Raw genomic sequence first — 19,787 nt, forward strand, 5'->3', positions numbered from 1 at the left:
CCCGGACGGCGGCGACATGACGGCGACCGCTCCGGCGACCGGCCGACGCCGAGTGCGGTCCGGTTGCTCGTACAACGCGTCGGCCCCGCCGAGTCGGCCCGAGAGCGAGGCAGCGGGCCCCCGGACCCGAGGGGCCTGGCTGCCCGCGCCCCCGGCCGCCGCCCCGTCGAAGTGCGGCCAGGGAGCCGGGGTCCGCCCGGAGGGCCGGCGCCGGGTCCGGGCAGCCCGGACTACGTGGTGACCGCGCCGTCCTTCGGGTCCTTGTCCCTGTCGTCGTCGTCCCGCGACTCCCGTTCCTGCTCCCGGGCGCTCTTCGCGGCGCCCTGCGCCGTGCCCGGCTTCTGCCGGTCGAGCACGTCCAGCGCGCGGCGGGCCAGCGGATGGGTCCGTACGAGGCCGCCCAGGGACGTCACCCCGCGCGTGATGTCGGCGAACGCCTTCCACGCGGGCCGGAATCCGGTGATCGCCGCGTGCAGCATTCCCGGCCTGCGCTCGAAGACGGAGAGCATCCGGCGGCCGACGCTCATCTCCACGCCGAGACCCGCCTTGATCGCGAAGGCGTAGTTCAGCGCCTGACGGCGGGCGTCCACCGCGTCGTGGGCCTCCGAGATCCGGACCGCCCACTCCCCCGCGAGCCGGCCCGACCGCAGTGCGAAGGAGATGCCTTCCCTGGTCCATGGCTCCAGCAGGCCCGCCGCGTCGCCGCACACCAGCACCCGGCCGCGGGAGAGCGGCGAGTCGTCGCTGCGGCAGCGCGTCAGATGGCCCGAGGAGATCGCGGGCTCGAATCCGGCCAGCCCCTGCTTGGCGACGAAGTCCTCCAGATAGCGCTTCGTCGCGGCGCCGTCCCCGCGCGCCGAGATGACACCGACGGTGAGCGTGTCGCCCTTGGGGAACACCCAGCCGTAACTCCCGGGCAGCGGGCCCCAGTCGATGAGGACCCGGCCCGCCCAGTCTTCGGCGACCGTGGGGGGCACCGGGATCTCCAGCTCCAGCCCGAGGTCCACCTGGTCGAGCTTCACGCCGACATGAGCGCCTATCCGGCCGGCACTTCCGTCGGCGCCGACGACCGCCCGCGCCAGGATCGTCTCGCCGTCGGCGAGGACCACGGCGACCGTACGGCGGTCGGGCACGGCGGGGCCGTGCTGCTGGACGCGGGACACCGAGGCGCCGGTACGCAGCGAGGCGCCCGCCTTCTGGGCGTGCTCCACCAGACTCGCGTCGAACTCGGGCCTGTTGATGAGCCCGAAGAGCATGCGGCGGGAGCGTCGGGTCCGCGACAGCCGGCCGTTCAGCGAGAACGTGACCGCGTGCACCCGGTCGCGCAGGGGCAGTTCGAAGCCGGGGGGCAGCGAATCGCGCGAGGGGCCGATGATCCCCCCTCCGCAGGTCTTGTAGCGGGGCAGCTCGGCCTTCTCCAGCAGCAGCACGCGGCGGCCCGCGACCGCCGCCGCGTAGGCCGCGGACGCGCCCGCGGGGCCCGCGCCGACCACGACGACGTCCCACACCGACCGGTCCTGCTCACCCGCCGGACCGGCCTCGGGAACAGTCTCGGGAACGGACTCGGGACCCGTCCCGGGCGCGCTTCCAGATTCACTTCCGGCGTCTGCGTTCTCGCTGCTCACGATGTGCTTCTGCTCCTGATCCGACCGGTGGCCCTTGCTCTCGCACGGCATCCTACGGCGCGTTGGGACCGGGTCCGCTGTGGGAGGATCGGCCCAGTCTTCGACACGCACACAAACACATAACGTCGCACCCGCCAGGAGCGTGCCCATGTCCGTCAGTCCGATCGCAGAAACCGTCGCCTCGCTGATGCCCCGCGCCCGGGTGGAGCTCGCGGAGCTGGTGGCCTTCCGGTCGGTGGCGGATCCCGCGCAGTTCCCGCGCGGCGAGTGCGAGGCCGCCGCCGCATGGGTGGCGGACGCCCTGCGGGCCGAGGGCTTCCAGGATGTCGCCGCCCTCGACACCCCGGACGGCACCCAGTCCGTCTACGGCTTCCTGCCCGGCCCGGAAGGGGCCCCGACGGTGCTGCTGTACGCGCATTACGACGTGCAGCCGCCGCTCGACGAGAGCGCCTGGGCCACACCGCCGTTCGAGCTGACGGAGCGCGACGGCCGCTGGTACGGACGCGGCGCCGCCGACTGCAAGGGCGGCTTCGTGATGCATCTGCTCGCGCTGCGCGCCCTCAAGGCGGCGGGCGGCGTGCCGGTGGGCGTCAAGGTGATCGTGGAGGGCTCCGAGGAGCAGGGCACCGGCGGTCTGGAGCGGTACGCGGAGGAGCACCCGGAGTTGCTGGCCGCCGACACGATCGTCATCGGTGACACGGGCAACTTCCGGGTGGGGCTGCCGACGGTCACCGCGACGCTGCGCGGCATGACCATGCTGCGTGTCCAGGTCGACACCCTCGAAGGCAATCTGCACTCCGGGCAGTTCGGCGGCGCGGCCCCGGACGCCCTGGCCGCGCTCATCCAACTGCTGGCCTCGCTGCGGTCCCCGGACGGTTCGACGACGGTGGACGGCCTGGCCTCCGACGCCGACTGGGACGGACTCGCCTATCCCGAGGCCGACTTCCGTAAGGACGCCAAGGTGCTGGACGGCGTCGGGCTGATCGGCCGCGGCTCCGTCGCCGACCGGGTCTGGGCCCGCCCCGCGGTCACCGTCATCGGCATCGACTGCCCGCCCGTGGTCGGCGCGACCCCGTCGCTCCAGGCGAGCGCCCGTGCGCAGATCAGCCTGCGGGTGCCGCCGGGCCAGGACGCCGTCGAGGCGACGAAGCTCCTCACCGCGCACATCGAGGCGCACACCCCGTGGGGCGCGCGGGTCGCGGTCGAACAGGTCGGGCAGGGCCAGCCGTTCCGCGCGGACACCACGAGCCCCGCGTACACCTCGATGGCCGAGGCGATGCGGATCGCCTACCCGGGCGAGGAGATGCAGACCGCCGGGATGGGCGGCTCCATCCCGCTCTGCAACACGCTGGCCGCGCTGTACCCGGAGGCGGAGATCCTGCTGATCGGGCTGAGCGAGCCGGAGGCGCAGATTCACGCGGTCAACGAGAGCGTCTCACCGGAGGAGTTGGAGCGGCTCTCGGTGGCCGAGGCGCACTTCCTGGTCAACTACGCCCGGTCCAAGCAGGGTTGACGGCCCGTCACCCGCGCCCGCCCGCCGCCGGGCGCGGGTCCGGACGTGGGAGTGGGCCCGGAGGTTCACTCCGCCGTTCTGCGGACAGCGGAAATCGCCGTCAGCGAAGTGGTGCGCACGACCCTTCCACACTGCATACATTCGACATATGGATCTCGTTGCGATCAGTCCACGGCTGCATATGCTCCGTTTCCCCATCGGTCAGGCGTACTTGTGGCAGGACGAGAACGAGCTGACTCTCGTCGACTCGGGTCATGTCTACGCGGGACCGGACATCGAGTACGCCATCCGCGATCTCGGTCTCACCCCCGGGAATCTGCGCCGTATCGTCCTCACCCACTGCCACCGCGACCATGTGGGCGCGGCGCAGGAGCTGGCGGGGCGGTACGGGGCCGAGGTGATGGCGCACCGCCTCGACGCACCGATCATCCGCGGCGAGTGGCCCGTACCGGACCCGCTGCTGCTCGACTGGGAGATCCCGCTGTACGAGCGCGGGCTGACCGTGCCGCCCGCGCCGCCCACCCGGGTGGACCGTGAACTGGAGGACGGCGACGAGCTGCCCTTCGGTGACGGCGCCCGGGTGGTGCACGTGCCGGGGCACACGTACGGCTCCATCGCCGTCCATCTGCCGTACCACGGTGTGCTGTTCACGGGTGACGCCGTGGCCGCCGCCGAACGCCGGGTGACGCTCGGCGTGTTCAACGTCAACCGTGAGAGCGCCAAGCGGTCCATGATCCGGCTGGCGGCGCTGGGTCCGTCGACCGTCTGTTTCGGCCATGGCGATCCACTGGTCACCGACGCCACGACGGACGCCGCCTCCGTACTGCGGGTGTCAGCCGACCGGGACACCGGCCTCCAGATTGAGCACGGTCCGCCGCTCCCGGGCGCGTAGCGCCCAGCACAGCCGCTCGAAGCGGACGGGTGGCAGCAGCGACGCCGCCTCGTCCTCGGTGACGAAACGCCAGCCGCGCAGCTCCGAGCCGGGCAGCAACAGTCGCTCGGCGTCGTGGACCGGCAGCCGGCCACCGTCGAAGAGCAGTCGCAGGCCGCCGTAGCCCGGCGGTATCGGCGGCTCCCAGTCGACCACCAGCAGCCGTGGCACATGGCCGAGTTCGATCCCGATCTCCTCGGTGACCTCGCGCATCCCGGCGCGGGCCGGGGCCTCGCCGCGCTCGACGACCCCGCCGGGGAATTCCCAGCCCGGCTTGTACGTGGGATCGACGAGCAGCACCCGGTCCCGCTCGTCGAAGAGGAGCACCCCCGCCGCGACGGTCTCCGCCGTGGGCTCGGGTGTCTGCACGATCTCGCAGAGCCCCGCCGTGCCCGCGTGCACGGCCTCGGCGACGACCGTCGCGCTCTGCGCCGGCGTGAGCCCCCCGGCCTCGACGACCAGGGCGTCGGAGGTGAGCCAGCCGAGCGCGCTGCGGTAGGGCTCGATGTGTTCGTAGGCCCACTGTCTGGCGCGCTCGGCGCGGGCCGGGTCGTCGCCGCCCGGGTCAGCACCGGCGCGCCCGGCTATTCGCCCGCGCAAAATCGTTTCATCCAGCGCCAGCAGCACATGCCGGACGGGAATGCGACGGGCCGCCAGACCGCCGAAGATCTCGTCCCGGTACTCCTGCCGCAGCAGAGTCATCGGGACGACGAGGACGCCGCCCACGTCGGCGAGCAGCGCGGCGGCCGTGTCCACGACCAGCCGGCGCCAGATGGGCAGGTCCTGAAAGTCGCTCACCTCGGCGAGTCGCTTCTGCGGCAGCAGCTCCCGCAGCCCGGATCCGGTCAGCCCGGGGTCGTACAGGGTGCTGTTCGGGATCATGTCGATCAGCTCGCGCGCCGTACTGGTCTTGCCCGCCCCGAACGCACCGTTGAGCCAGACGATCACGGTTCCCCCTCTTCCGTAGCCCCATGTGGATTGCCCGCAACACCAGGCAGTGGAAACACGTGGCCGATTCCGGCTGCCCCGTCGACACCCCGCTGTTGCCGGTCCGTGTCCTGTTCGCCACCTCTTACGGAGGCGGTGGCGAGCCCTGTCCCGGCGAGCGTTTTCGGCCGGAGCCGTAACACATCCGGACACAGGGTCGTTGGAGCGGGATATCGGGAGCGGGACAGGACGAGGGGGTACGCGATGCACCGCGACGTACTGGAGAGATTCCCCGCCGGGGACCCGCGCGGCAGTTGGCGCGCCGAGGAGTTCGCGCGGGCGCGGCGCCGCGAGGGCATGCCGGCCGAGGTCGTGATGGATCTGGAGTCGGACGTCTTCCTGGTGGTGGTGCCGCGGCAGTCCAGAGAGCCCGCCTCCTGACGAAGCCCGGCGCTCAGCCCTTGCTGGATCCGAGGGTGAGGCCGGCGATGAAGTGCCGCTGGAGCAGCAGGAAGACGACGATCGTCGGCAGGGCCACGATGACCGAGCCCGCCGCCAGCAGGTTGTAGTCCGTGAAGAACTGCCCGCGCAGGTTGTTGAGTGCCGAGGTCACGGGTAGTTTGTCGCCGTCGGAGATGAAGACCAGCGCCCACAGGAAGTCGTTGTACATCCAGGTGAACTGGAGCGTGCCGAGGGCCGCGAGGGCGGGCCGGCACAGCGGCAGGGTGATCCGCCAGTACTGCGCCCAGACGCTCGCTCCGTCGACGATCGCCGCCTCCAGGATCTCGATCGGCAGCGTGCGCATGAAGTTGGCCAGGACGAAGACGCAGAAGCCAATCTGGAAGCCGACCTGGACGGCGACGACGGCCCAGTACGAGTCGTACATCGTCATCGAGTCGGACATCCAGTACGGCAGTGGGATCCGGTTGAAGAGCACGTACAGGGGCGTGACGATGACCTGTTGCGGCAGCAGGTTGCCCGCCGTGAACAGCATCAGCAGCACGATCGATCCGCGCATCCTCAGCCGCGCCACGGCGAAGGCGACGAACGAGGCGAGGAAGAGCGCGAGGAGCACCCCGGGCACGGCGATGAGCAGGGTGTTGACGAAGTACTTCGTCATCCCGGAATCGGTGAACGCCTGCCGGTAGTAGTCGAAGGAGAGCCTGTCGGGCAGCGAGAAGTAGCCACGCTCGGCCGTCTCGTCGTACGGCCTGAGGGAGGCGTACACGGCCAGCAGCAGCGGCGCGAGGAACGCGAGCGAGACCGCCGTCAGAAAGGCGTGCACGCCGAGTCGGCCGCGGGTGGCGCGGCGCCGGCGGCCGGGCGCGGGCGCGGTGTCGGCATGGCCGCTCATCGGTTCTTCTCCCCTCGGATCTCCTGGACCAGATAGGTCACGACGAAGCCCATGGAGACCACGAGCAGGACGACGGCGATCGCCGATCCGAAGCCGATGCGGCTCGCCTCTCCGATGATGTTGTCGGTGACGAGCACCGAGAGCAGTTCGAGGCCGTTTCTGCCCTTGTTGACGGCGTAGACGATGTCGAAGGCGCGCAGGCCCTCGATGACCGTGATCACGCCGACGAGGACGTTCACCGGCCGCAGGGTGGGAAAGACGACGCGGAAGAATGTCTGAGTCTCGCTCGCCCCGTCGATGGCCGCGGCCTCCTTGAGAGAGGCGTCGACGGCCTTGAGGCCCGCCAGATAGAGGATCATCACATAGCCGGTGTGCCGCCAGGCGGCGGCCAGCAGGACCATCCAGATGTTGAGGTCCGGATCACCGAGCCAGTCGGTGGGACTCTCGGTGTCGCCGAGGATCGCGTTGAGCGCGCCCTGGTCGCGGGAGAAGACGAGTTGGGCGATGAAGCCGACGACGGCGAGCGAGAGCACGACCGGCAGATAGATCGTCGACTGGTAGAAGCGGCTGAAGCGCACACCCCGGTCGATGAGTACGGCGAGCAGCAGCCCGAACGGGGTGGCGATCAGGCCGAGGAAGCCCAGCCACAGCAGGTTGTGCCGGACGGCGGGCCAGAACTGCGGGTAGTTGGTGAACAGATTCCGGTAATTCTCGGTGCCCACCCACTCGATGTCGCTGATGCCGTCCCAGTCCGTGAAGGACAGCACGATCGAGGCGACGGTGGGACCCCACACAATGATCAGATCGAGCAGCAGGGGGATGCCCAGCAGCACACCGAGGACGGCGCGGTCCCGGGTGGTGAACCGGCGCGGGCCCCACCGCCGGGTGCGCTCCGCGGCGCCGCCCGCCGCCCCGCGCGCGGCGAGGCCCGCGGCGGGGCGCGTCGTGCGCCGCGTCGTCCGGAGCGCCACGGATCAGCTGCCCGCGTCGGAGGCGAAGAGGGTCTTCTTCTGCCGCTCGATCCCGTTGACGAGCCCGTCCACGTCGTCCGGCTCGTTGATGAAGCTCTGGATGGCCTGGATCATCACCGTGGAGGCGAAGTCGGGCCGGGTGTCGCGGTCCATGAACTGCGATATCTGCTTTGAGCCCGCGATCAGCTCCACCGCCTTCTTCTGGAGCGGCGTGTACGCGGCGGTGTCGGCGTCCTCGCTGACCGCGACGTTGTTGGGGTCGCCCGCCAGATAGACGTCCTCGGCCTTGCCGGTGGCCAGCCAGGACAGCAGGTCCCGCGCGCTCTCCATGGTCCGGTCGTTCTTCAGGCTCTTGGAGTTCTTCGCCAGCAGGAATCCGTCGATGGGCGCCTCGACCGCGTCCTGGCCGTGCTCCGGGTTGATCTCCGGGAAGGCGAAGAAGTCGATGTCGTCCTGCTCGTCCTCGGCGAACTGCTGGCCGGGGTGCGGGAGTCCGAAGACGGCCATCCCCGTCTGCTTCTTCTGGAGGCTGGACGCGGCCTCCTGCCAGGTACGGCCGTTGGCACCCTGCTGGGAGTAGGGGAGAATCGCGCGCCAGGTGTCGAAGACGTCTCTGACGCGCTTGTCGGTCCAGGCTTCCTCGCCGGCCATCAGCGACTTGTGGAACTCGTAGCCGTTGGTGCGCATGTTGATGTAGTCGAAGGTGCCCATCGCGGGCCAGCCGTCCTTGTCGCCGAAAGCGATGGGAATCAGCTTGTCCTTCTTCATCCGCGCGGCGAGCGCCAGATACTCGTCCAGGGTGCGCGGGGCCTCGTAGCCGTACTGCTCGAAGACGCTCTTCCGGTGGAAGACCGCCCACGGGTAGTAGTAGTACGGCGTGAGGTACTGCTTGCCGTCGGAGCCGGTGGACTGTGCCTTGAGCGCGGCGGAGAAGCCGGTGTAGTCGCCCCAGAGGTCGCTGATGTCGTGCAGCAGCCCCTTCTCGGCGAAGAACTGCATCCGGAAGCCGGCGAACCACATGAAGACGTCGTCCGGCTTGCTCTGGAGATAGCGGCTGATGTTCTCCTGGAAGCTGTTGTGGTCGACCGTGTTGACGTCGACGGTCCGCTTGTCCTTGGACTGCTTCTCGTACGCCGCGAACGCCTGGGCGAACGCCTTCTTGGGGACCGGGTCCGAGGCGTTCGAGCCCATGGTGACGGTCTTTCCGTCGCCGCCGGGGCCACCGCCGCACGCGGCGAGCAGCGACGGCAGTGCGATCGCACCCGCCCCGGCCGCCGCACCACGCAGAAGACTTCGCCGGGAGATCCGGTGGCCGGACAGGCTCGCCGGTACCACCGAACCGTTGAACGGAGACTGAGACATGTCCCCCTCCTCAGGGGTGCGACCCAACACAACCGAACGCGAGGGTTGGATCTCACTCCCCTGAGAGGGAGTCGTCAAGGGTTCTGACGGGATACCGAACAACCGTTACCGGCTCTCATCCAACAGAGCCGAACAGCCTCCACCGCAAACGCGCGCAAAGGCACACAGGTGAAGTCGGGTGCCCCGAAGGGGATATGACGACTCGTCATATCCCCTTCGGGCAAGGCGTGTTACGGCTCGCGGCGCCCGTTCACAGGCTCGTCGGAGCGGTCAGCGCCGCGTTGTCGTGCGCCGGGGCGGCCTGCTCACGGCCCAGCGTGGCAGCCGCCGCCGCGCCCACCAGTCCCGCGTTGGTCCCGGTCAACGCCGGTGCCACGGTGAGGTTCCGGACGAACGACAGCGTCGCGTACTCGCGCAGCGCGCGGCGCAGCGGCAGGAAGAGCACGTCACCCGCGTTCGCCACTCCCCCGCCGACGACCGCGATCCCGATCTCCACGAGCGTGGCCGTCGCGGCGATGCCCGCTGCCAGCGCCTGCGCGGCGCGCTCGAACGAGGCGATGGCGACCGCGTCGCCGGTGCGGGCCGCCGCGGCGACGGCGGCGGCGGAGGTGTCACCGTCCGGTCCGGGGCGCCAGCCGCCCTCCAGGGCGCGACGCGCGATGTTGGGGCCACTGGCGATACGCTCGACGCAGCCGCGTCCGCCGCACGGGCAGAGGTCGCCGTCGAGATCCACGCTGATGTGGCCGATATGGCCGGCGTTCCCCGACGGGCCGGGGTGGAGCTTGCCGCCGAGGACCAGACCGCCGCCGACGCCGGTGGAGACCACCATGCACAGCGCGTTGTCGTAGCCGCGGGCCGCGCCCTGCCAGTGTTCGGCCGCCGTCATGGCCACGCCGTCGCCCACGAGTGTCACCGGCAGACCGCCGGTGGCCAGCCGGACCCGCTCCACCAGCGGGAATCCACGCCAGCCGGGCACGTTCACCGGGCTGACGGTGCCGGCCGCCGCGTCCACGGGACCCGCGCTGCCGATACCGACGGCCGTCGTGCGCGCCCACAGCGGCGACGCGCCGATCTCGTCGAACACCTCCGTGACCGCGCGCATCACCGACTCGCCGTCCTCGGTCGCCGGGGTCGGCCGCCGGGCGCGTACGAGTATCCTCCCGCCACCGTCCACCAACGCGCCGGCGATCTTGGTGCCGCCGATGTCGAGAGCGGCTACGAGGTCGGTATGCATCAGTGTCGGATCTCCAGTGGACGAGAGGGCCCCGCGGGCGGGGGTGGCGTGGACGCGCGTGGGACCTGCGGGTTCGTGGAACAGTCTCCATTCACCTGACAACGTTGTCCAGGGCCTATGCTCAACGCCACAGCCTCATCTGACAACCGAACGACCCCCGAACGACGACAGGACAGCGCACTGTGGCCGACACCGCCCGTCACCCTGAGCCCCGCTACGGTAATCGGCCCACCATGAAAGACGTGGCAGCCCGTGCCGGTGTCGGGCTCAAGACGGTGTCCCGCGTGGTCAACGCGGAGCCGGGCGTGACACCGGACACCGAGCGGCGCGTGCAGGAGGCCATCGACGCACTGGGCTTCCGCCGCAACGACTCGGCGCGGGTGCTGCGCAAGGGCCGTACCGCCAGCATCGGGCTGGTGCTCGAAGACCTCGCCGACCCCTTCTACGGCCCGCTGAACCGCGCGATCGAAGAGGTGGCGCGGGCCCACGGCGCGCTGCTGATCAACGGGTCCAGCGCCGAGGACCCGGACCGCGAGCAGGAACTGGTGCTCGCCCTGTGCGCGCGCCGGGTGGACGGCCTGATCATCATTCCCGCCGGTCACGACCACCGCTATCTGGAGCCGGAGATCAAGGCCGGAGTCGCGACGGTCTTCGTCGACCGCCCCGCCGGGCAGATCGACGCGGACGCCGTGCTCTCCGACAGCTTCGGCGGCGCGCGCTCGGGCACCGCCCATCTGGTCGCGCACGGCCACCGGCGGATCGGCTTCATCGGTGACCAGCCCCGGATCCATACGGCGGTGGAGCGCCTCGGCGGCTATCGCGCCGCGATGGCCGAGGCCGGACTGCCGGTGGAGGACTCGTGGGTATCGCTGGGCACGACGGTGCCCGAGCGGGTCCACGAGGCGGTGGTCACGATGCTCGGCGCCCCGGAGCCCGTCACGGCGATCCTCACCGGCAACAACCGGGTGACCGTCACGGTCGTACGGGCGCTGGCCGCCCACGAGCGGCCCGTCGCGCTCGTCGGCTTCGACGACATCGAGCTGGCGGACCTGCTGGACCCCGGGGTCACGGTCATCGCTCAGGACGCCGCCACCCTGGGGCGTACGGCGGCGGAGCGGCTGTTCCGCCGGCTGGACGGGGCGGCCGACGCGCCCAGCCAGGTCGTGCTGCCCACCAGGCTGATCGCGCGCGGCTCGGGCGAACTGCCGCCGTCAGCAGACCGGTAGGCCCGGCAGCGGCCGGTCGTTGTCGCCGCCCGAGATGTAGACGTCGCTGACGAAGACGTTCGTGTTGCCCTTGTCGTCGTCGGTCTTGGCCCACCGGACATTGGTCCACCGGCCGGACGTCTCGCGGCGGCCGAGATCCCGCTGGCAGTAGAAGTAGTTCGTGCCCGCGTTCAGCACGCCGACCTGGGTGCCGTCCGCGGTGCACGAGTCGGCCTGGCGCCAGACCTGGCAGTCGTACTTGCCGCCGCCGATCGGGTGGCAGACGGGCGCGGCGGCCGGATCCGTACCGCCGCCTCCACCGCCGGTCGAGCCGCCGCCCCCGTCGCCCTTGCTCCCGCCGGATCCCGAACTCCCGGCGTCGGCGCCCCCGTCGGTCTTTACGGCGCCGAGACCGTGAGGGACGCGCGGCGCGGGGCCGCGAAGCCCTCCAGGTCGGTGCGGGTGAGACCGGTGAGTGAGGTGACCTCGCCGTCGTCGAGCGCCCCGCAGTCGAGCCCGCGCAGCAGATGGCCGCTGAGCGCCTTGGCGGTGGCGGGCTCGTCCATCACGTCGCCGCCGGTCTTCGCCACGTACGCGGCGAGTCGCGCGGCGGCGGGCTCAAGTCCCTCTCGGTAGAAGGCGTAGACGGCCGCGTAGCGCGTGGGCAGATGGCCGGGGTGCATGTCCCAGCCCTGGTAGTAGGCGCGGGCCAGGGCGCGGCGGGTGAGCCCGTAGTGCAGCCGCCACGCCTCGTGGACCTGGCTGGTGGGGCCGACGGGCAGGACATTGGTCGAGCCGTCCGAGACACGTACGCCGGTACCCGCGGCGGCGACCTGCATGACGGCCTTGGCGTGGTCGGCGGCCGGGTGGTCGCTGGACTGGTAGGCGGCGCTGACGCCGACGCAGGCGCTGTAGTCGAAGGTGCCGTAGTGCAGTCCGGTGGCACGGCCGTCCGCGGCGCCGATCATCCGGGCCACGGTGGCGGTGCCGTCGGCGGCGAGGATGGACTGGCTGGTCTCGATCTGGATCTCGAAGCCGATCCGGCCGTGCTCCAGGCCGCGCGCCTTCTCGAACTCCTCGGCCAGCCGCACCATGGCGGTGACCTGTTCGGGATAGGTGACCTTCGGCAGGGTGAGGACGAGCCCGTCGGGGAGGCCGCCCGCCTCCATGAGCCCGCTGAGGAAGATGTCGAGGGTGCGGATGGCCCGGTCGCGTACGGGGGCCTCCAGGCACTTCATCCGGATGCCCGTGTACGGGGCGGCGGTGCCGTCGGCGTACGCCGCGTGGACCAGCCGCGCGGCCCGCGCGGCGGCGATGTCCTCCTCCTCGTCGGGGTGCGCGCCGTAGCCGTCCTCGAAGTCGATCCGCAGATCCTCGACGGGCTCGCGCTCCAGCTTGGCCCGCACCCGCTCGTACACCGGGCCGGCCAGCGCGTCGGAGAGGCCGAGGGCGCGTCCCAAGGAGGCGGCGTCGGGGGCGTGTTCGTCGAGCGCGGCGAGCGCCTGGTCGCCCCAGGAGCGGACGGTACCCGCGTCGTAGGCGTCGGCGGGGACGTAGACGGTGTGGACGGGCTGGCGGGTGCCGGGGTCTCCCGGGTACCGGCGGGCGAGTTCCGCGTCGATCGGTGCGAGCGAGTCGCTGATGCTCCTCCCGACCGCGTCCGCGAGGCTCGTCGCCACCTTCTCCTGCTGCCCCTGACCCATTCCCGCGCCTCCATCTTCCGCTATATGGAATACATCATCCGCATGGTGAAGTTAATCGCGTGATCCAGGCTGCGTCAATGGTCGCCCGGGGCGCGCCGGGAAGCGAGCGGGCCGCCATGGCGGGCTCGCCCCGGCGCCTCCGCGCACGCGGGCAGCGGCACGTCGGCGACGAGTACCGCGAAGACCGTCCCACTCCCACCGCACGGGAACCACGACGGCGGCAGCCGCGGCCGTCGTCCCGCCCCGAGGCCGGCCGGCGGCAACCATCGACGCGGACGGCACCAGCGCTGGAGCGCGAGTCGCGGGGCCCGTCCGGCGGGCGCGCCGCCCCGTGGTCCCAGCACTGAGCCCCCGCCCCTGCGAGGGGGCGGGGGCTCGGCCGGCAGCGCGGCGGACCGTGCGGGAGAAGCTCAGCCCTTGCGTGCCTTGATGGCCTCGGTGAGCTGGGGCACGACCTGGAAGAGGTCGCCGACGACGCCGTAGTCCACGAGGTCGAAGATGGGCGCCTCGGCGTCCTTGTTGACGGCGACGATCGTCTTCGAGGTCTGCATGCCCGCGCGGTGCTGGATCGCGCCGGAGATGCCGGAGGCGATGTACAGCTGCGGGGAGACCGACTTGCCGGTCTGGCCGACCTGGTTGGAGTGCGGGTACCAGCCGGCGTCGACGGCGGCGCGCGAGGCGCCCACGGCCGCGCCGAGGGAGTCGGCGAGCGCCTCGATGATCGCGAAGTTCTCGGCGCCGTTGACGCCGCGTCCGCCCGAGACGACGATCGCGGCCTCGGTCAGCTCCGGACGGCCGGTCGACTCGCGCGGAGTGCGGGCGACGACCTTGGTGCCGGTGGCGGCCGACCCGAAGGTGACGGCCAACTCCTCGACGGCGCCCGCGACCGCGGCCGGCTCGACGGGGGCCGAGTTGGGCTTCACGGTGATGACCGGAGTGCCCTTGGTGATACGGGAGTTGGTGGTGTACGCGGCGGCGAACACCGACTGCGTCGCCACCGGGCCCTTCTCGTCGGCCGTCAGGTCGATCGCGTCGGTGATCAGACCCGAGCCGATGCGCACCGCGAGGCGGGCGGCGATCTCCTTGCCCTCGGCGGACGACGGGACCAGTACGGCGACCGGCGAGACGGCGTCGTACGCGGCCTGGAGTGCGTCGACCTTCGGGACGACGAGGTAGTCGGCGAACTCGGGGGCGTCGGCGGTCAGCACCTTCACCGCGCCGTGCTCGGCCAGCGCGGCGGCGGTGTCGGCGGCGCCCGCGCCGAGCGCGACGGCGACCGGGTCGCCGAGGCGGCGGGCCAGCGTCAGCAGCTCCAGGGTGGGCTTGCGGACGGCACCGTCCACATGATCGACATAGACGAGGACTTCAGCCATGGGATGTGTTCTCCTGCGAAAGCGTGTGCGTGAAGGAACCGGGACCGGCTACGGGGGCGTGAGCCGCACCCGTCAGATGAACTTCTGGCTCACGAGGTACTCGGCCAGCTCGTCGCCGCCCTTGCCCTCGTCGTTGACGATCGTGCCCGCCGTACGGGCCGGGCGCTCCGTGGCCGACTCGACGGCCGTCCACGCGCCTTCGAGGCCGACGTCCCCGGCCTCGATGTCCAGGTCCCCCAGGTCCAGGGACTCCACCGGCTTCTTCTTCGCCGCCATGATCCCCTTGAACGAGGGGTAGCGGGCCTCGCCCGACTGGTCCGTCACGGACACGACCGCCGGCAGGGCGGCTTCGAGCTGCTCGGTCGCCGCGTCGCCGTCGCGACGGCCCTTGACGGTGCCGCCCTCGACCGACACCTCGGACAGCAGGGTCACCTGCGGCACGCCCAGGCGCTCCGAGAGCATCGCGGGCAGGACGCCCATCGTGCCGTCGGTGGAGGCCATGCCGCAGATCACCAGGTCGTAGCCGGTCTTCTCGACGGCCTTCGCCAGGACCAGCGAGGTGCCGAGCGCGTCCGTGCCGTGCAGATCGTCGTCCTCGACGTGGACCGCCTTGTCCGCGCCCATCGACAGCGCCTTGCGCAGCGCGTCCTTCGCGTCCTCGGGGCCGACGGTCAGCACGGTGACCTCCGCGTCACCGTCGCCGTCGTGGTCCGCGGCGATCTGCAACGCCTGCTCGACCGCGTACTCGTCCAGCTCCGACAGCAGACCGTCCACATCGTCACGGTCCAGCGTCAGGTCATCGGCGAAATGCCGGTCACCCGAGGCGTCGGGCACGTACTTCACACAGACAACGATCCTCAAGCTCACGCCGGCTCTCCTACTGCATCGTGATTTCTGGGCTGCCTTGTCGCTCGCAGCATAGGCGCCTGACGGGGTGTTTTCCGGTCAGGTCGACCCGCGCACCGACCATAATATTACTCGCCAGTACATAGACCTCATGCCCACCGGGCAACCACGGCGAACTGTGACGTTCCCAACGCCCCGGCGGCCCGCCGGCCGGGAACTCCCGGCCGCGCACTCTCAACTGCCGGGCGTCGCACCGGAGACGGCCACACCCAGCGCGGCGATCACATCGACCTTGCGCGGCGCCCCCGCCGCCCTGCGGACGATCCGGCCCGCCGCGTCGAGGACGAGCACCGTGGGCGTCTTGAGGATGCCCAGCTCGCGCACGAGTTCCAGCCGCTCCTCGGCGTCGATCTCCACATGGACCACGCCGTCGACCATGCCGGTCACCTCGGCGAGCGTGCGCCTGGTGGCGCGGCAGGGCTGGCAGAAGGCGCTGGAGAACTGGACGAGCGTCGCCCGCTCCCCCAGTTCCGCGCCCAACTCGGCCGCGCCGAGTCGTCTTTCGGTGTCTCGCGCGCGCACCTTGAGCCTCCCGTTCGTACGGCGGTGGAGCACGCCGAAGAGGCTCGCCGCCGCGAGCACCGCCACACACACCACGAGTCCTGTCGCCGTCATCCCCCGTGCAGCGTTCACACGACCGCAAAATATTCCGGCGTCCCCACCGGGCTGACCTGGGCGATGCTGGCGTGATGAACATTGATGTCAGAGGCCCACGCTTCGGCGCCGCCGTCACCACCGTCGTACTGGCCGCGGTCCTCCTCACCGGCAGCGCCGCGCTTCTCGGCTGGCAGGCCCTCGTCTTCGCGGTGGGCGCGCTGGCCGGCGTCGGGCGGTCGCCGTACGGATGGCTGTTCCGCGCCGTCGTACGGCCGAGGCTCGGACCGCCCACGGAGTTCGAGTCACCGCAGCCGCCGCGTTTCGCGCAGGCGGTCGGGCTGGTCTTCGCGGTGGTCGGGCTGGTCGGCCTTCTGTGGGGGCCGCTGTGGCTCGGTCTCGCCGCGACGGCGTGCGCGCTGGCCGCCGCGTTCCTCAACGCCGTATTCGGCTACTGCCTGGGCTGCGAGATGTACCTGCTGCTGCGCCGTACGGCCGGCGCGCTGCGCTGAGCTGCGGCAAACGCCCTGATCACCCGGGAATGACGTGATGAGAATCTCGCTCCGCGCCGTCGGCAGGACTGGCCACAAGGCCTCGTTTGGGGCACGATCTGCCCAATGCCGAAAACCTACGGCTGCGTAACTTCCGTCGGGAGAACCCTCCCCGGGAACAGAAGGGTCTCCTCCAGATGGCAGAGCTCGTCTACCGGCCGGTCATCGGCGCCGCCCGCACGATGTTCAAGGCGCTGGACCTCAAGATCGAGACTCAGGGCTCCGAGAACATCCCGCGTACCGGCGGCGCCGTTCTCGTCAGCAATCACATCAGCTATCTGGACTTCATCTTCACCGGTCTCACCGCGCTCCCGCAGAAGCGCCTCGTCCGCTTCATGGCGAAGGACTCCGTCTTCCGGCACAAGGTCTCGGGGCCGCTGATGCGCGGCATGAAGCACATCCCGGTGGACCGCAAGCAGGGCGAGACCGCCTACTCGCACGCGCTGGACTCGCTGCGTGCCGGCGAGATCATCGGGGTGTTCCCCGAGGCGACCATCTCGCAGTCCTTCACGCTCAAGTCCTTCAAGTCGGGCGCCGCGCGCCTGGCGCAGGAGGCGGGCGTGCCGCTGATCCCGATGGCGCTGTGGGGCACCCAGCGGCTGTGGACCAAGGGCCGCCCGCGCAACTTCCGGCGCAGCCACATCCCGGTGACGATGCGCGTCGGGGAGCCGCTGGAGGCGCCCGCCGACCAGTACGCGGGTGCCATCACCCGGCGGCTGCGCGAGCGGGTGCAGGAACTGCTCGAAGCCGCGCAGCGCGCCTATCCGGTACGGCCCAAGGACGCGAACGACACCTGGTGGGTACCGGCGCATCTGGGCGGTACGGCTCCGACGCCGGCCGAGGTCCGCGAGGCCCGCTGACAATCGCGGGCCCTACGGACGACGGTACCGAAACGTCACTGCTGGTTCGCGCCGTCAGAGCGCCGGGCGCACGGTGATGCGTGCGCCGGGGCTCAACTTCTCCAGCCGCTCGGCGAGTTCGGTGCCCGCGGCGTCGAGTTCCGTGCGGGTCATCGGCGCCAGGCCCTCCAGCAGGAAGACGGCGTTCACCGACTCCTCGGTGAGCCGGGTGCGCACGCCCTGGCGCCAGTTCCAGCGCCGGCAGGTGACGCCTTCGTCGTCGCGCCACACCACCTCGCCCGCGTCCGGGTGCTCGACGGCGCTCTCGCCGCCCGCGGCGGTGTGGAACGGCTCGTCGCCGGTGGCCCGTACGAGCCGCATGGCGCCGGTGATCCGGTCGATGTCCTCGCCGCCGACGGGGATCAGATGCGCCACGCTGATCGCGTTGTAGAGGTCGACCAGCAGATTGATCCGGGGCAGACCGCCGTCGGCGAGCGCGCGCCGGGCCAGCGCCTCGGCGGAGTTGCGGGTGCGGGACGGCTTGCTGCCGAAGGCCGTGTACGCCGCGCGCCAGGCGGCCATGTGCGGGTCCTCGTGCGGGGCGCGCCCGTCGAGACGGGCGGCGAGCCGCCGGGCCGCGTCGTCGAGCAGCGCCGAACCGGCCTCGTCGCTGGGGCCGTTCACCAGCCCGTGGGCCTCGACGGCGAGCGGGGTGAAACCGGGGACGAGGGTGCGCACCTCGTCCGACACGGTGAGCGTCAGGGTCATCGTCTGCCTTGCCTCGGGACATACGGAAGCGGTGCATCACAGCACACCATGAGGTCTACGGTAATGCACCGCCGGTACCGGGGCGTTATCGGGCCATTTCTTCCTTGAGCGCCTGGACGAACGCGTCGACGTCTTCCTCGGTGGTGTCGAAGGCGCACATCCAGCGCACATCGCCGGCCGCCTCGTCCCAGAAGTAGAAGCGGAACCGCTTCTGGAGGCGCACACTCACGTCGTGCGGCAGCCGCGCGAAGACGGCGTTGGCCTGGACGGGGTGCAGGATCTCAACGCCGTCGACCGCGCGTACGCCGTCGGCGAGCCGCTGCGCCATGGCGTTGCTGTGCCGGGCGTTGCGCAGCCACAGGTCACCGGCGAGCAGCGCCTCCAACTGCACGGAGACGAACCGCATCTTGGAGCTGAGCTGCATCGACAGCTTCCGCAGCCGCTTCATCGCGCGCACCGCGTCCGGGTCGATCACGACGACGGCCTCGCCGAAGATCGCGCCGTTCTTCGTGCCGCCGTAGCTCAGCACGTCCACGCCCACGGTGTTGGTGAAGGTCCGCATCGGTACGTCGAGGGAGGCGGCGGCGTTGGATATCCGGGCCCCGTCGAGATGGACCTTCATGCCCCGCTCGTGGGCGTGCTCGCAGAGCGCGCGGATCTCGTCCGGGGTGTAGACGGTGCCCAGTTCGGTGTTCTGAGTGATCGACACGACCTGCGGCATGGCGCGGTGCTCGTCCTCGTAACCCCACGCCTGCCGGTCGACCAGCTCCGGGGTGAGCTTGCCGTCCGGGGTCGGCACGCTCAGCAGCTTGAGGCCGCCGACCCGCTCCGGCGCCCCGCCCTCGTCCACGTTGATGTGCGCGCTCTCGGCGCAGATCACGGCGCCCCAGCGGTCGGTCATCGCCTGGAGCGCGACGACGTTCGCCCCGGTGCCGTTGAAGACCGGGAACGCCTTCGCGGTGGGCCCGAAGTGGCCGTGCATGACGCGCTGGAGATGGTCGGTGTACTCGTCCTCGCCGTACGCGACCTGGTGTCCGCCGTTGGCGACGGCGAGCGCGGCCAGCACCTCGGGGTGCGCTCCCGCGTAGTTGTCGCTGGCGAAGCCACGCGTAGCGGGGTCGTGGTGCGCACGCGCGGCCGTCGTACGGGACCTCATGACTCGGGGGTCAGCCACAGACGCTTTCCGTTCACTTCACCGGCGGGCCGGTTCCAGACCCCGGCGATGGCGTCGGCCAGCTCTCCGGCGTCCGTGAAGCCCGCGAACTTCGCATTCGGGCGCTCGGCGCGCATGGCGTCGTGCACCAGTGCCTTGATGACCAGGATCGCAGCCGCCGCGCGCGGTCCCTCGTCGCCCCCGGCCTTGCGGAAGTCGTCGGCCAGGGCGAGTGTCCAGGCCTCGGCCGCCGCCTTGGCCGCGGCGTAGGCGGCGTTGCCTGCCGTGGGCCTGGTGGCGCCGGCGGCGCTGACCAGCACATAGCGGCCCTTGTCGCCGCGCAGCAGCGCCTCGTGGAAGGCGAGGGAGGTGCTCTGGACCGTGCGGATCAGCAGCTTCTCCAGCAGTTCCCAGTCCGCGAGATCGGTGTCGGCGAAGGTCTTACCGCCACGCCAGCCGCCCACCAGGTGGACGAGGCCGTCCACCCGGCCCGCGTCCTGCTCGGCCCTGGCCGCCCACTCACGGGTGGCCGCGAGGTCGAGGAGGTCGACGGTGTCACCGGTGACGGTGGCGCCCGGGTGGGCGTGGCGTGTGGCGTCGACGGCCTCGTCCAGGCTCGCGGCGTCCGCGTCGGCGGCGACGACCGTCGCACCCGCCGAGGCGAGGCGCAGCAGGGTGGCGCGCCCCGCGGGACCGCCCGCTCCGGCGACCGCGACCACGGCCCCGTCCAGTGCGCCGCCCGCTCCGGTGCTTGTGCTCATGGTCGTCTTCTCCGTCA

General features: G+C 71.1%; 20 protein-coding genes. 6 read left to right on the forward strand and 14 right to left on the reverse strand.

What is annotated here, in order from left to right; genetic code table 11:
* Window positions 1-230 precede the first annotated feature (230 nt).
* Window positions 231-1,625, reverse strand: coding sequence for a geranylgeranyl reductase family protein (locus ACFYNU_RS07940; protein WP_388765492.1), 1,395 nt, complete (start codon window positions 1,623-1,625; stop codon window positions 231-233).
* 148 nt (window positions 1,626-1,773) lie between these two features.
* Here ACFYNU_RS07940 and ACFYNU_RS07945 point away from each other — a divergent pair, with 148 nt between their 5' ends.
* Window positions 1,774-3,138, forward strand: a complete 1,365-nt coding sequence (locus ACFYNU_RS07945) for a dipeptidase (RefSeq protein ID WP_356585118.1) — start codon at window positions 1,774-1,776, stop codon at window positions 3,136-3,138.
* A 148-nt stretch (window positions 3,139-3,286) separates the two neighbouring features.
* Window positions 3,287-4,030, forward strand: coding sequence for an MBL fold metallo-hydrolase (locus ACFYNU_RS07950; protein ID WP_356585119.1), 744 nt, complete (start codon window positions 3,287-3,289; stop codon window positions 4,028-4,030).
* Here the strand turns inward: ACFYNU_RS07950 and ACFYNU_RS07955 are convergent.
* The gene (locus tag ACFYNU_RS07955) at window positions 3,971-5,017 is read right to left on the reverse strand and encodes an NUDIX domain-containing protein (RefSeq protein ID WP_356585120.1); all 1,047 of its coding nucleotides are present in this window, start codon (window positions 5,015-5,017) and stop codon (window positions 3,971-3,973) included. The two genes, ACFYNU_RS07950 and ACFYNU_RS07955, sit on opposite strands and share 60 nt — an antisense overlap.
* 243 nt (window positions 5,018-5,260) lie before the next feature.
* On the opposite strand from ACFYNU_RS07955, the gene ACFYNU_RS07960 reads away from it, so the two are divergent.
* A complete protein-coding gene (locus ACFYNU_RS07960; protein WP_356585121.1) occupies window positions 5,261-5,437 on the forward strand; it encodes a hypothetical protein in 177 nt (58 codons plus the stop codon).
* A gap of 13 nt (window positions 5,438-5,450) precedes the next feature.
* Here ACFYNU_RS07960 and ACFYNU_RS07965 read toward each other — a convergent pair whose 3' ends face one another.
* From ACFYNU_RS07965 to ACFYNU_RS07980, 4 genes are all read right to left on the reverse strand, one after another.
* On the reverse strand, window positions 5,451-6,350 hold the full coding sequence (locus tag ACFYNU_RS07965; protein WP_356585122.1) for a carbohydrate ABC transporter permease: 900 nt from the start codon (window positions 6,348-6,350) through the stop codon (window positions 5,451-5,453).
* Window positions 6,347-7,321 carry a sugar ABC transporter permease gene (locus ACFYNU_RS07970; RefSeq protein ID WP_356585123.1) on the reverse strand — a complete coding sequence of 325 codons (975 nt, stop codon included), beginning with the start codon at window positions 7,319-7,321 and terminating at the stop codon, window positions 6,347-6,349. Before ACFYNU_RS07970 ends, ACFYNU_RS07965 begins: the two co-directional genes overlap by 4 nt.
* A gap of 3 nt (window positions 7,322-7,324) precedes the next feature.
* Complete coding sequence (locus ACFYNU_RS07975; RefSeq protein WP_356585124.1) at window positions 7,325-8,683, reverse strand: ABC transporter substrate-binding protein; 1,359 nt, start codon at window positions 8,681-8,683, stop codon at window positions 7,325-7,327.
* Between the two features lie 250 nt (window positions 8,684-8,933).
* Window positions 8,934-9,917: an ROK family protein gene (locus tag ACFYNU_RS07980; RefSeq protein ID WP_356585125.1), complete on the reverse strand. Its 984-nt coding sequence runs from the start codon at window positions 9,915-9,917 to the stop codon at window positions 8,934-8,936.
* Window positions 9,918-10,099: 182 nt separating this feature from the next.
* Here ACFYNU_RS07980 and ACFYNU_RS07985 point away from each other — a divergent pair, with 182 nt between their 5' ends.
* Window positions 10,100-11,143 (forward strand): LacI family DNA-binding transcriptional regulator, encoded by a 1,044-nt coding sequence (locus ACFYNU_RS07985; RefSeq protein WP_356585126.1) that lies wholly within the window; start codon window positions 10,100-10,102, stop codon window positions 11,141-11,143.
* Here the strand turns inward: ACFYNU_RS07985 and ACFYNU_RS07990 are convergent.
* From ACFYNU_RS07990 to ACFYNU_RS08010, 5 genes are all read right to left on the reverse strand, one after another.
* On the reverse strand, window positions 11,129-11,320 hold the full coding sequence (locus ACFYNU_RS07990; RefSeq protein ID WP_388765501.1) for a hypothetical protein: 192 nt from the start codon (window positions 11,318-11,320) through the stop codon (window positions 11,129-11,131). The genes ACFYNU_RS07985 and ACFYNU_RS07990 overlap by 15 nt on opposite strands.
* Before the next feature lie 200 nt (window positions 11,321-11,520).
* Window positions 11,521-12,825, reverse strand: a complete 1,305-nt coding sequence (locus ACFYNU_RS07995) for a DUF6986 family protein (protein WP_356585127.1) — start codon at window positions 12,823-12,825, stop codon at window positions 11,521-11,523.
* A 410-nt stretch (window positions 12,826-13,235) separates the two neighbouring features.
* Entirely contained in the window at window positions 13,236-14,198 is a 963-nt protein-coding gene (locus ACFYNU_RS08000; RefSeq protein WP_356585128.1) for an electron transfer flavoprotein subunit alpha/FixB family protein, read from the reverse strand.
* A 72-nt stretch (window positions 14,199-14,270) separates the two neighbouring features.
* Entirely contained in the window at window positions 14,271-15,065 is a 795-nt protein-coding gene (locus ACFYNU_RS08005) for an electron transfer flavoprotein subunit beta/FixA family protein (protein ID WP_356585129.1), read from the reverse strand.
* 213 nt (window positions 15,066-15,278) lie between these two features.
* Window positions 15,279-15,719 (reverse strand): thioredoxin family protein, encoded by a 441-nt coding sequence (locus ACFYNU_RS08010; protein ID WP_356585167.1) that lies wholly within the window; start codon window positions 15,717-15,719, stop codon window positions 15,279-15,281.
* A 74-nt stretch (window positions 15,720-15,793) separates the two neighbouring features.
* On the opposite strand from ACFYNU_RS08010, the gene ACFYNU_RS08015 reads away from it, so the two are divergent.
* Both ACFYNU_RS08015 and ACFYNU_RS08020 read left to right on the forward strand, forming a co-directional pair.
* On the forward strand, window positions 15,794-16,210 hold the full coding sequence (locus tag ACFYNU_RS08015) for a DUF4395 domain-containing protein (RefSeq protein WP_356585130.1): 417 nt from the start codon (window positions 15,794-15,796) through the stop codon (window positions 16,208-16,210).
* A gap of 176 nt (window positions 16,211-16,386) precedes the next feature.
* A complete protein-coding gene (locus ACFYNU_RS08020) occupies window positions 16,387-17,109 on the forward strand; it encodes a lysophospholipid acyltransferase family protein (RefSeq protein ID WP_356585131.1) in 723 nt (240 codons plus the stop codon).
* A gap of 54 nt (window positions 17,110-17,163) precedes the next feature.
* Here the strand turns inward: ACFYNU_RS08020 and ACFYNU_RS08025 are convergent, their stop codons facing one another.
* The 3 genes from ACFYNU_RS08025 to ACFYNU_RS08035 form a co-directional block, all read right to left on the reverse strand.
* Entirely contained in the window at window positions 17,164-17,856 is a 693-nt protein-coding gene (locus ACFYNU_RS08025) for a phenylalanine--tRNA ligase beta subunit-related protein (protein ID WP_356585132.1), read from the reverse strand.
* 85 nt (window positions 17,857-17,941) lie between these two features.
* Window positions 17,942-19,012 (reverse strand): low specificity L-threonine aldolase, encoded by a 1,071-nt coding sequence (locus tag ACFYNU_RS08030; protein WP_356585168.1) that lies wholly within the window; start codon window positions 19,010-19,012, stop codon window positions 17,942-17,944.
* Window positions 19,009-19,770 (reverse strand): SDR family NAD(P)-dependent oxidoreductase, encoded by a 762-nt coding sequence (locus ACFYNU_RS08035; protein ID WP_356585133.1) that lies wholly within the window; start codon window positions 19,768-19,770, stop codon window positions 19,009-19,011. Before ACFYNU_RS08035 ends, ACFYNU_RS08030 begins: the two co-directional genes overlap by 4 nt.
* Window positions 19,771-19,787: the final 17 nt, after the last annotated feature.

Origin of the sequence: Streptomyces sp. NPDC006643 (assembly GCF_042870175.1) — a bacterium.
GTDB lineage: Bacteria > Actinomycetota > Actinomycetes > Streptomycetales > Streptomycetaceae > Streptomyces.

Bases quoted from the DNA above. Each gene is read 5' to 3' on its own strand.
- ACFYNU_RS08035 (WP_356585133.1), bottom strand. From the start codon at position 19,770: ATGAGCACAAGCACCGGAGCGGGCGGCGCACTGGACGGGGCCGTGGTC.
- ACFYNU_RS07965 (WP_356585122.1), bottom strand. From the start codon at position 6,350: ATGAGCGGCCATGCCGACACCGCGCCCGCGCCCGGCCGCCGGCGCCGC.
- ACFYNU_RS08020 (WP_356585131.1), top strand. From the start codon at position 16,387: ATGGCAGAGCTCGTCTACCGGCCGGTCATCGGCGCCGCCCGCACGATG.
- ACFYNU_RS08010 (WP_356585167.1), bottom strand. From the start codon at position 15,719: ATGACGGCGACAGGACTCGTGGTGTGTGTGGCGGTGCTCGCGGCGGCG.
- ACFYNU_RS07995 (WP_356585127.1), bottom strand. From the start codon at position 12,825: ATGGGTCAGGGGCAGCAGGAGAAGGTGGCGACGAGCCTCGCGGACGCG.
- ACFYNU_RS08030 (WP_356585168.1), bottom strand. From the start codon at position 19,012: ATGAGGTCCCGTACGACGGCCGCGCGTGCGCACCACGACCCCGCTACG.
- ACFYNU_RS07950 (WP_356585119.1), top strand. From the start codon at position 3,287: ATGGATCTCGTTGCGATCAGTCCACGGCTGCATATGCTCCGTTTCCCC.
- ACFYNU_RS08015 (WP_356585130.1), top strand. From the start codon at position 15,794: ATGAACATTGATGTCAGAGGCCCACGCTTCGGCGCCGCCGTCACCACC.
- ACFYNU_RS08000 (WP_356585128.1), bottom strand. From the start codon at position 14,198: ATGGCTGAAGTCCTCGTCTATGTCGATCATGTGGACGGTGCCGTCCGC.
- ACFYNU_RS07975 (WP_356585124.1), bottom strand. From the start codon at position 8,683: ATGTCTCAGTCTCCGTTCAACGGTTCGGTGGTACCGGCGAGCCTGTCC.
- ACFYNU_RS08025 (WP_356585132.1), bottom strand. From the start codon at position 17,856: ATGACCCTGACGCTCACCGTGTCGGACGAGGTGCGCACCCTCGTCCCC.
- ACFYNU_RS07960 (WP_356585121.1), top strand. From the start codon at position 5,261: ATGCACCGCGACGTACTGGAGAGATTCCCCGCCGGGGACCCGCGCGGC.
- ACFYNU_RS07945 (WP_356585118.1), top strand. From the start codon at position 1,774: ATGTCCGTCAGTCCGATCGCAGAAACCGTCGCCTCGCTGATGCCCCGC.
- ACFYNU_RS07980 (WP_356585125.1), bottom strand. From the start codon at position 9,917: ATGCATACCGACCTCGTAGCCGCTCTCGACATCGGCGGCACCAAGATC.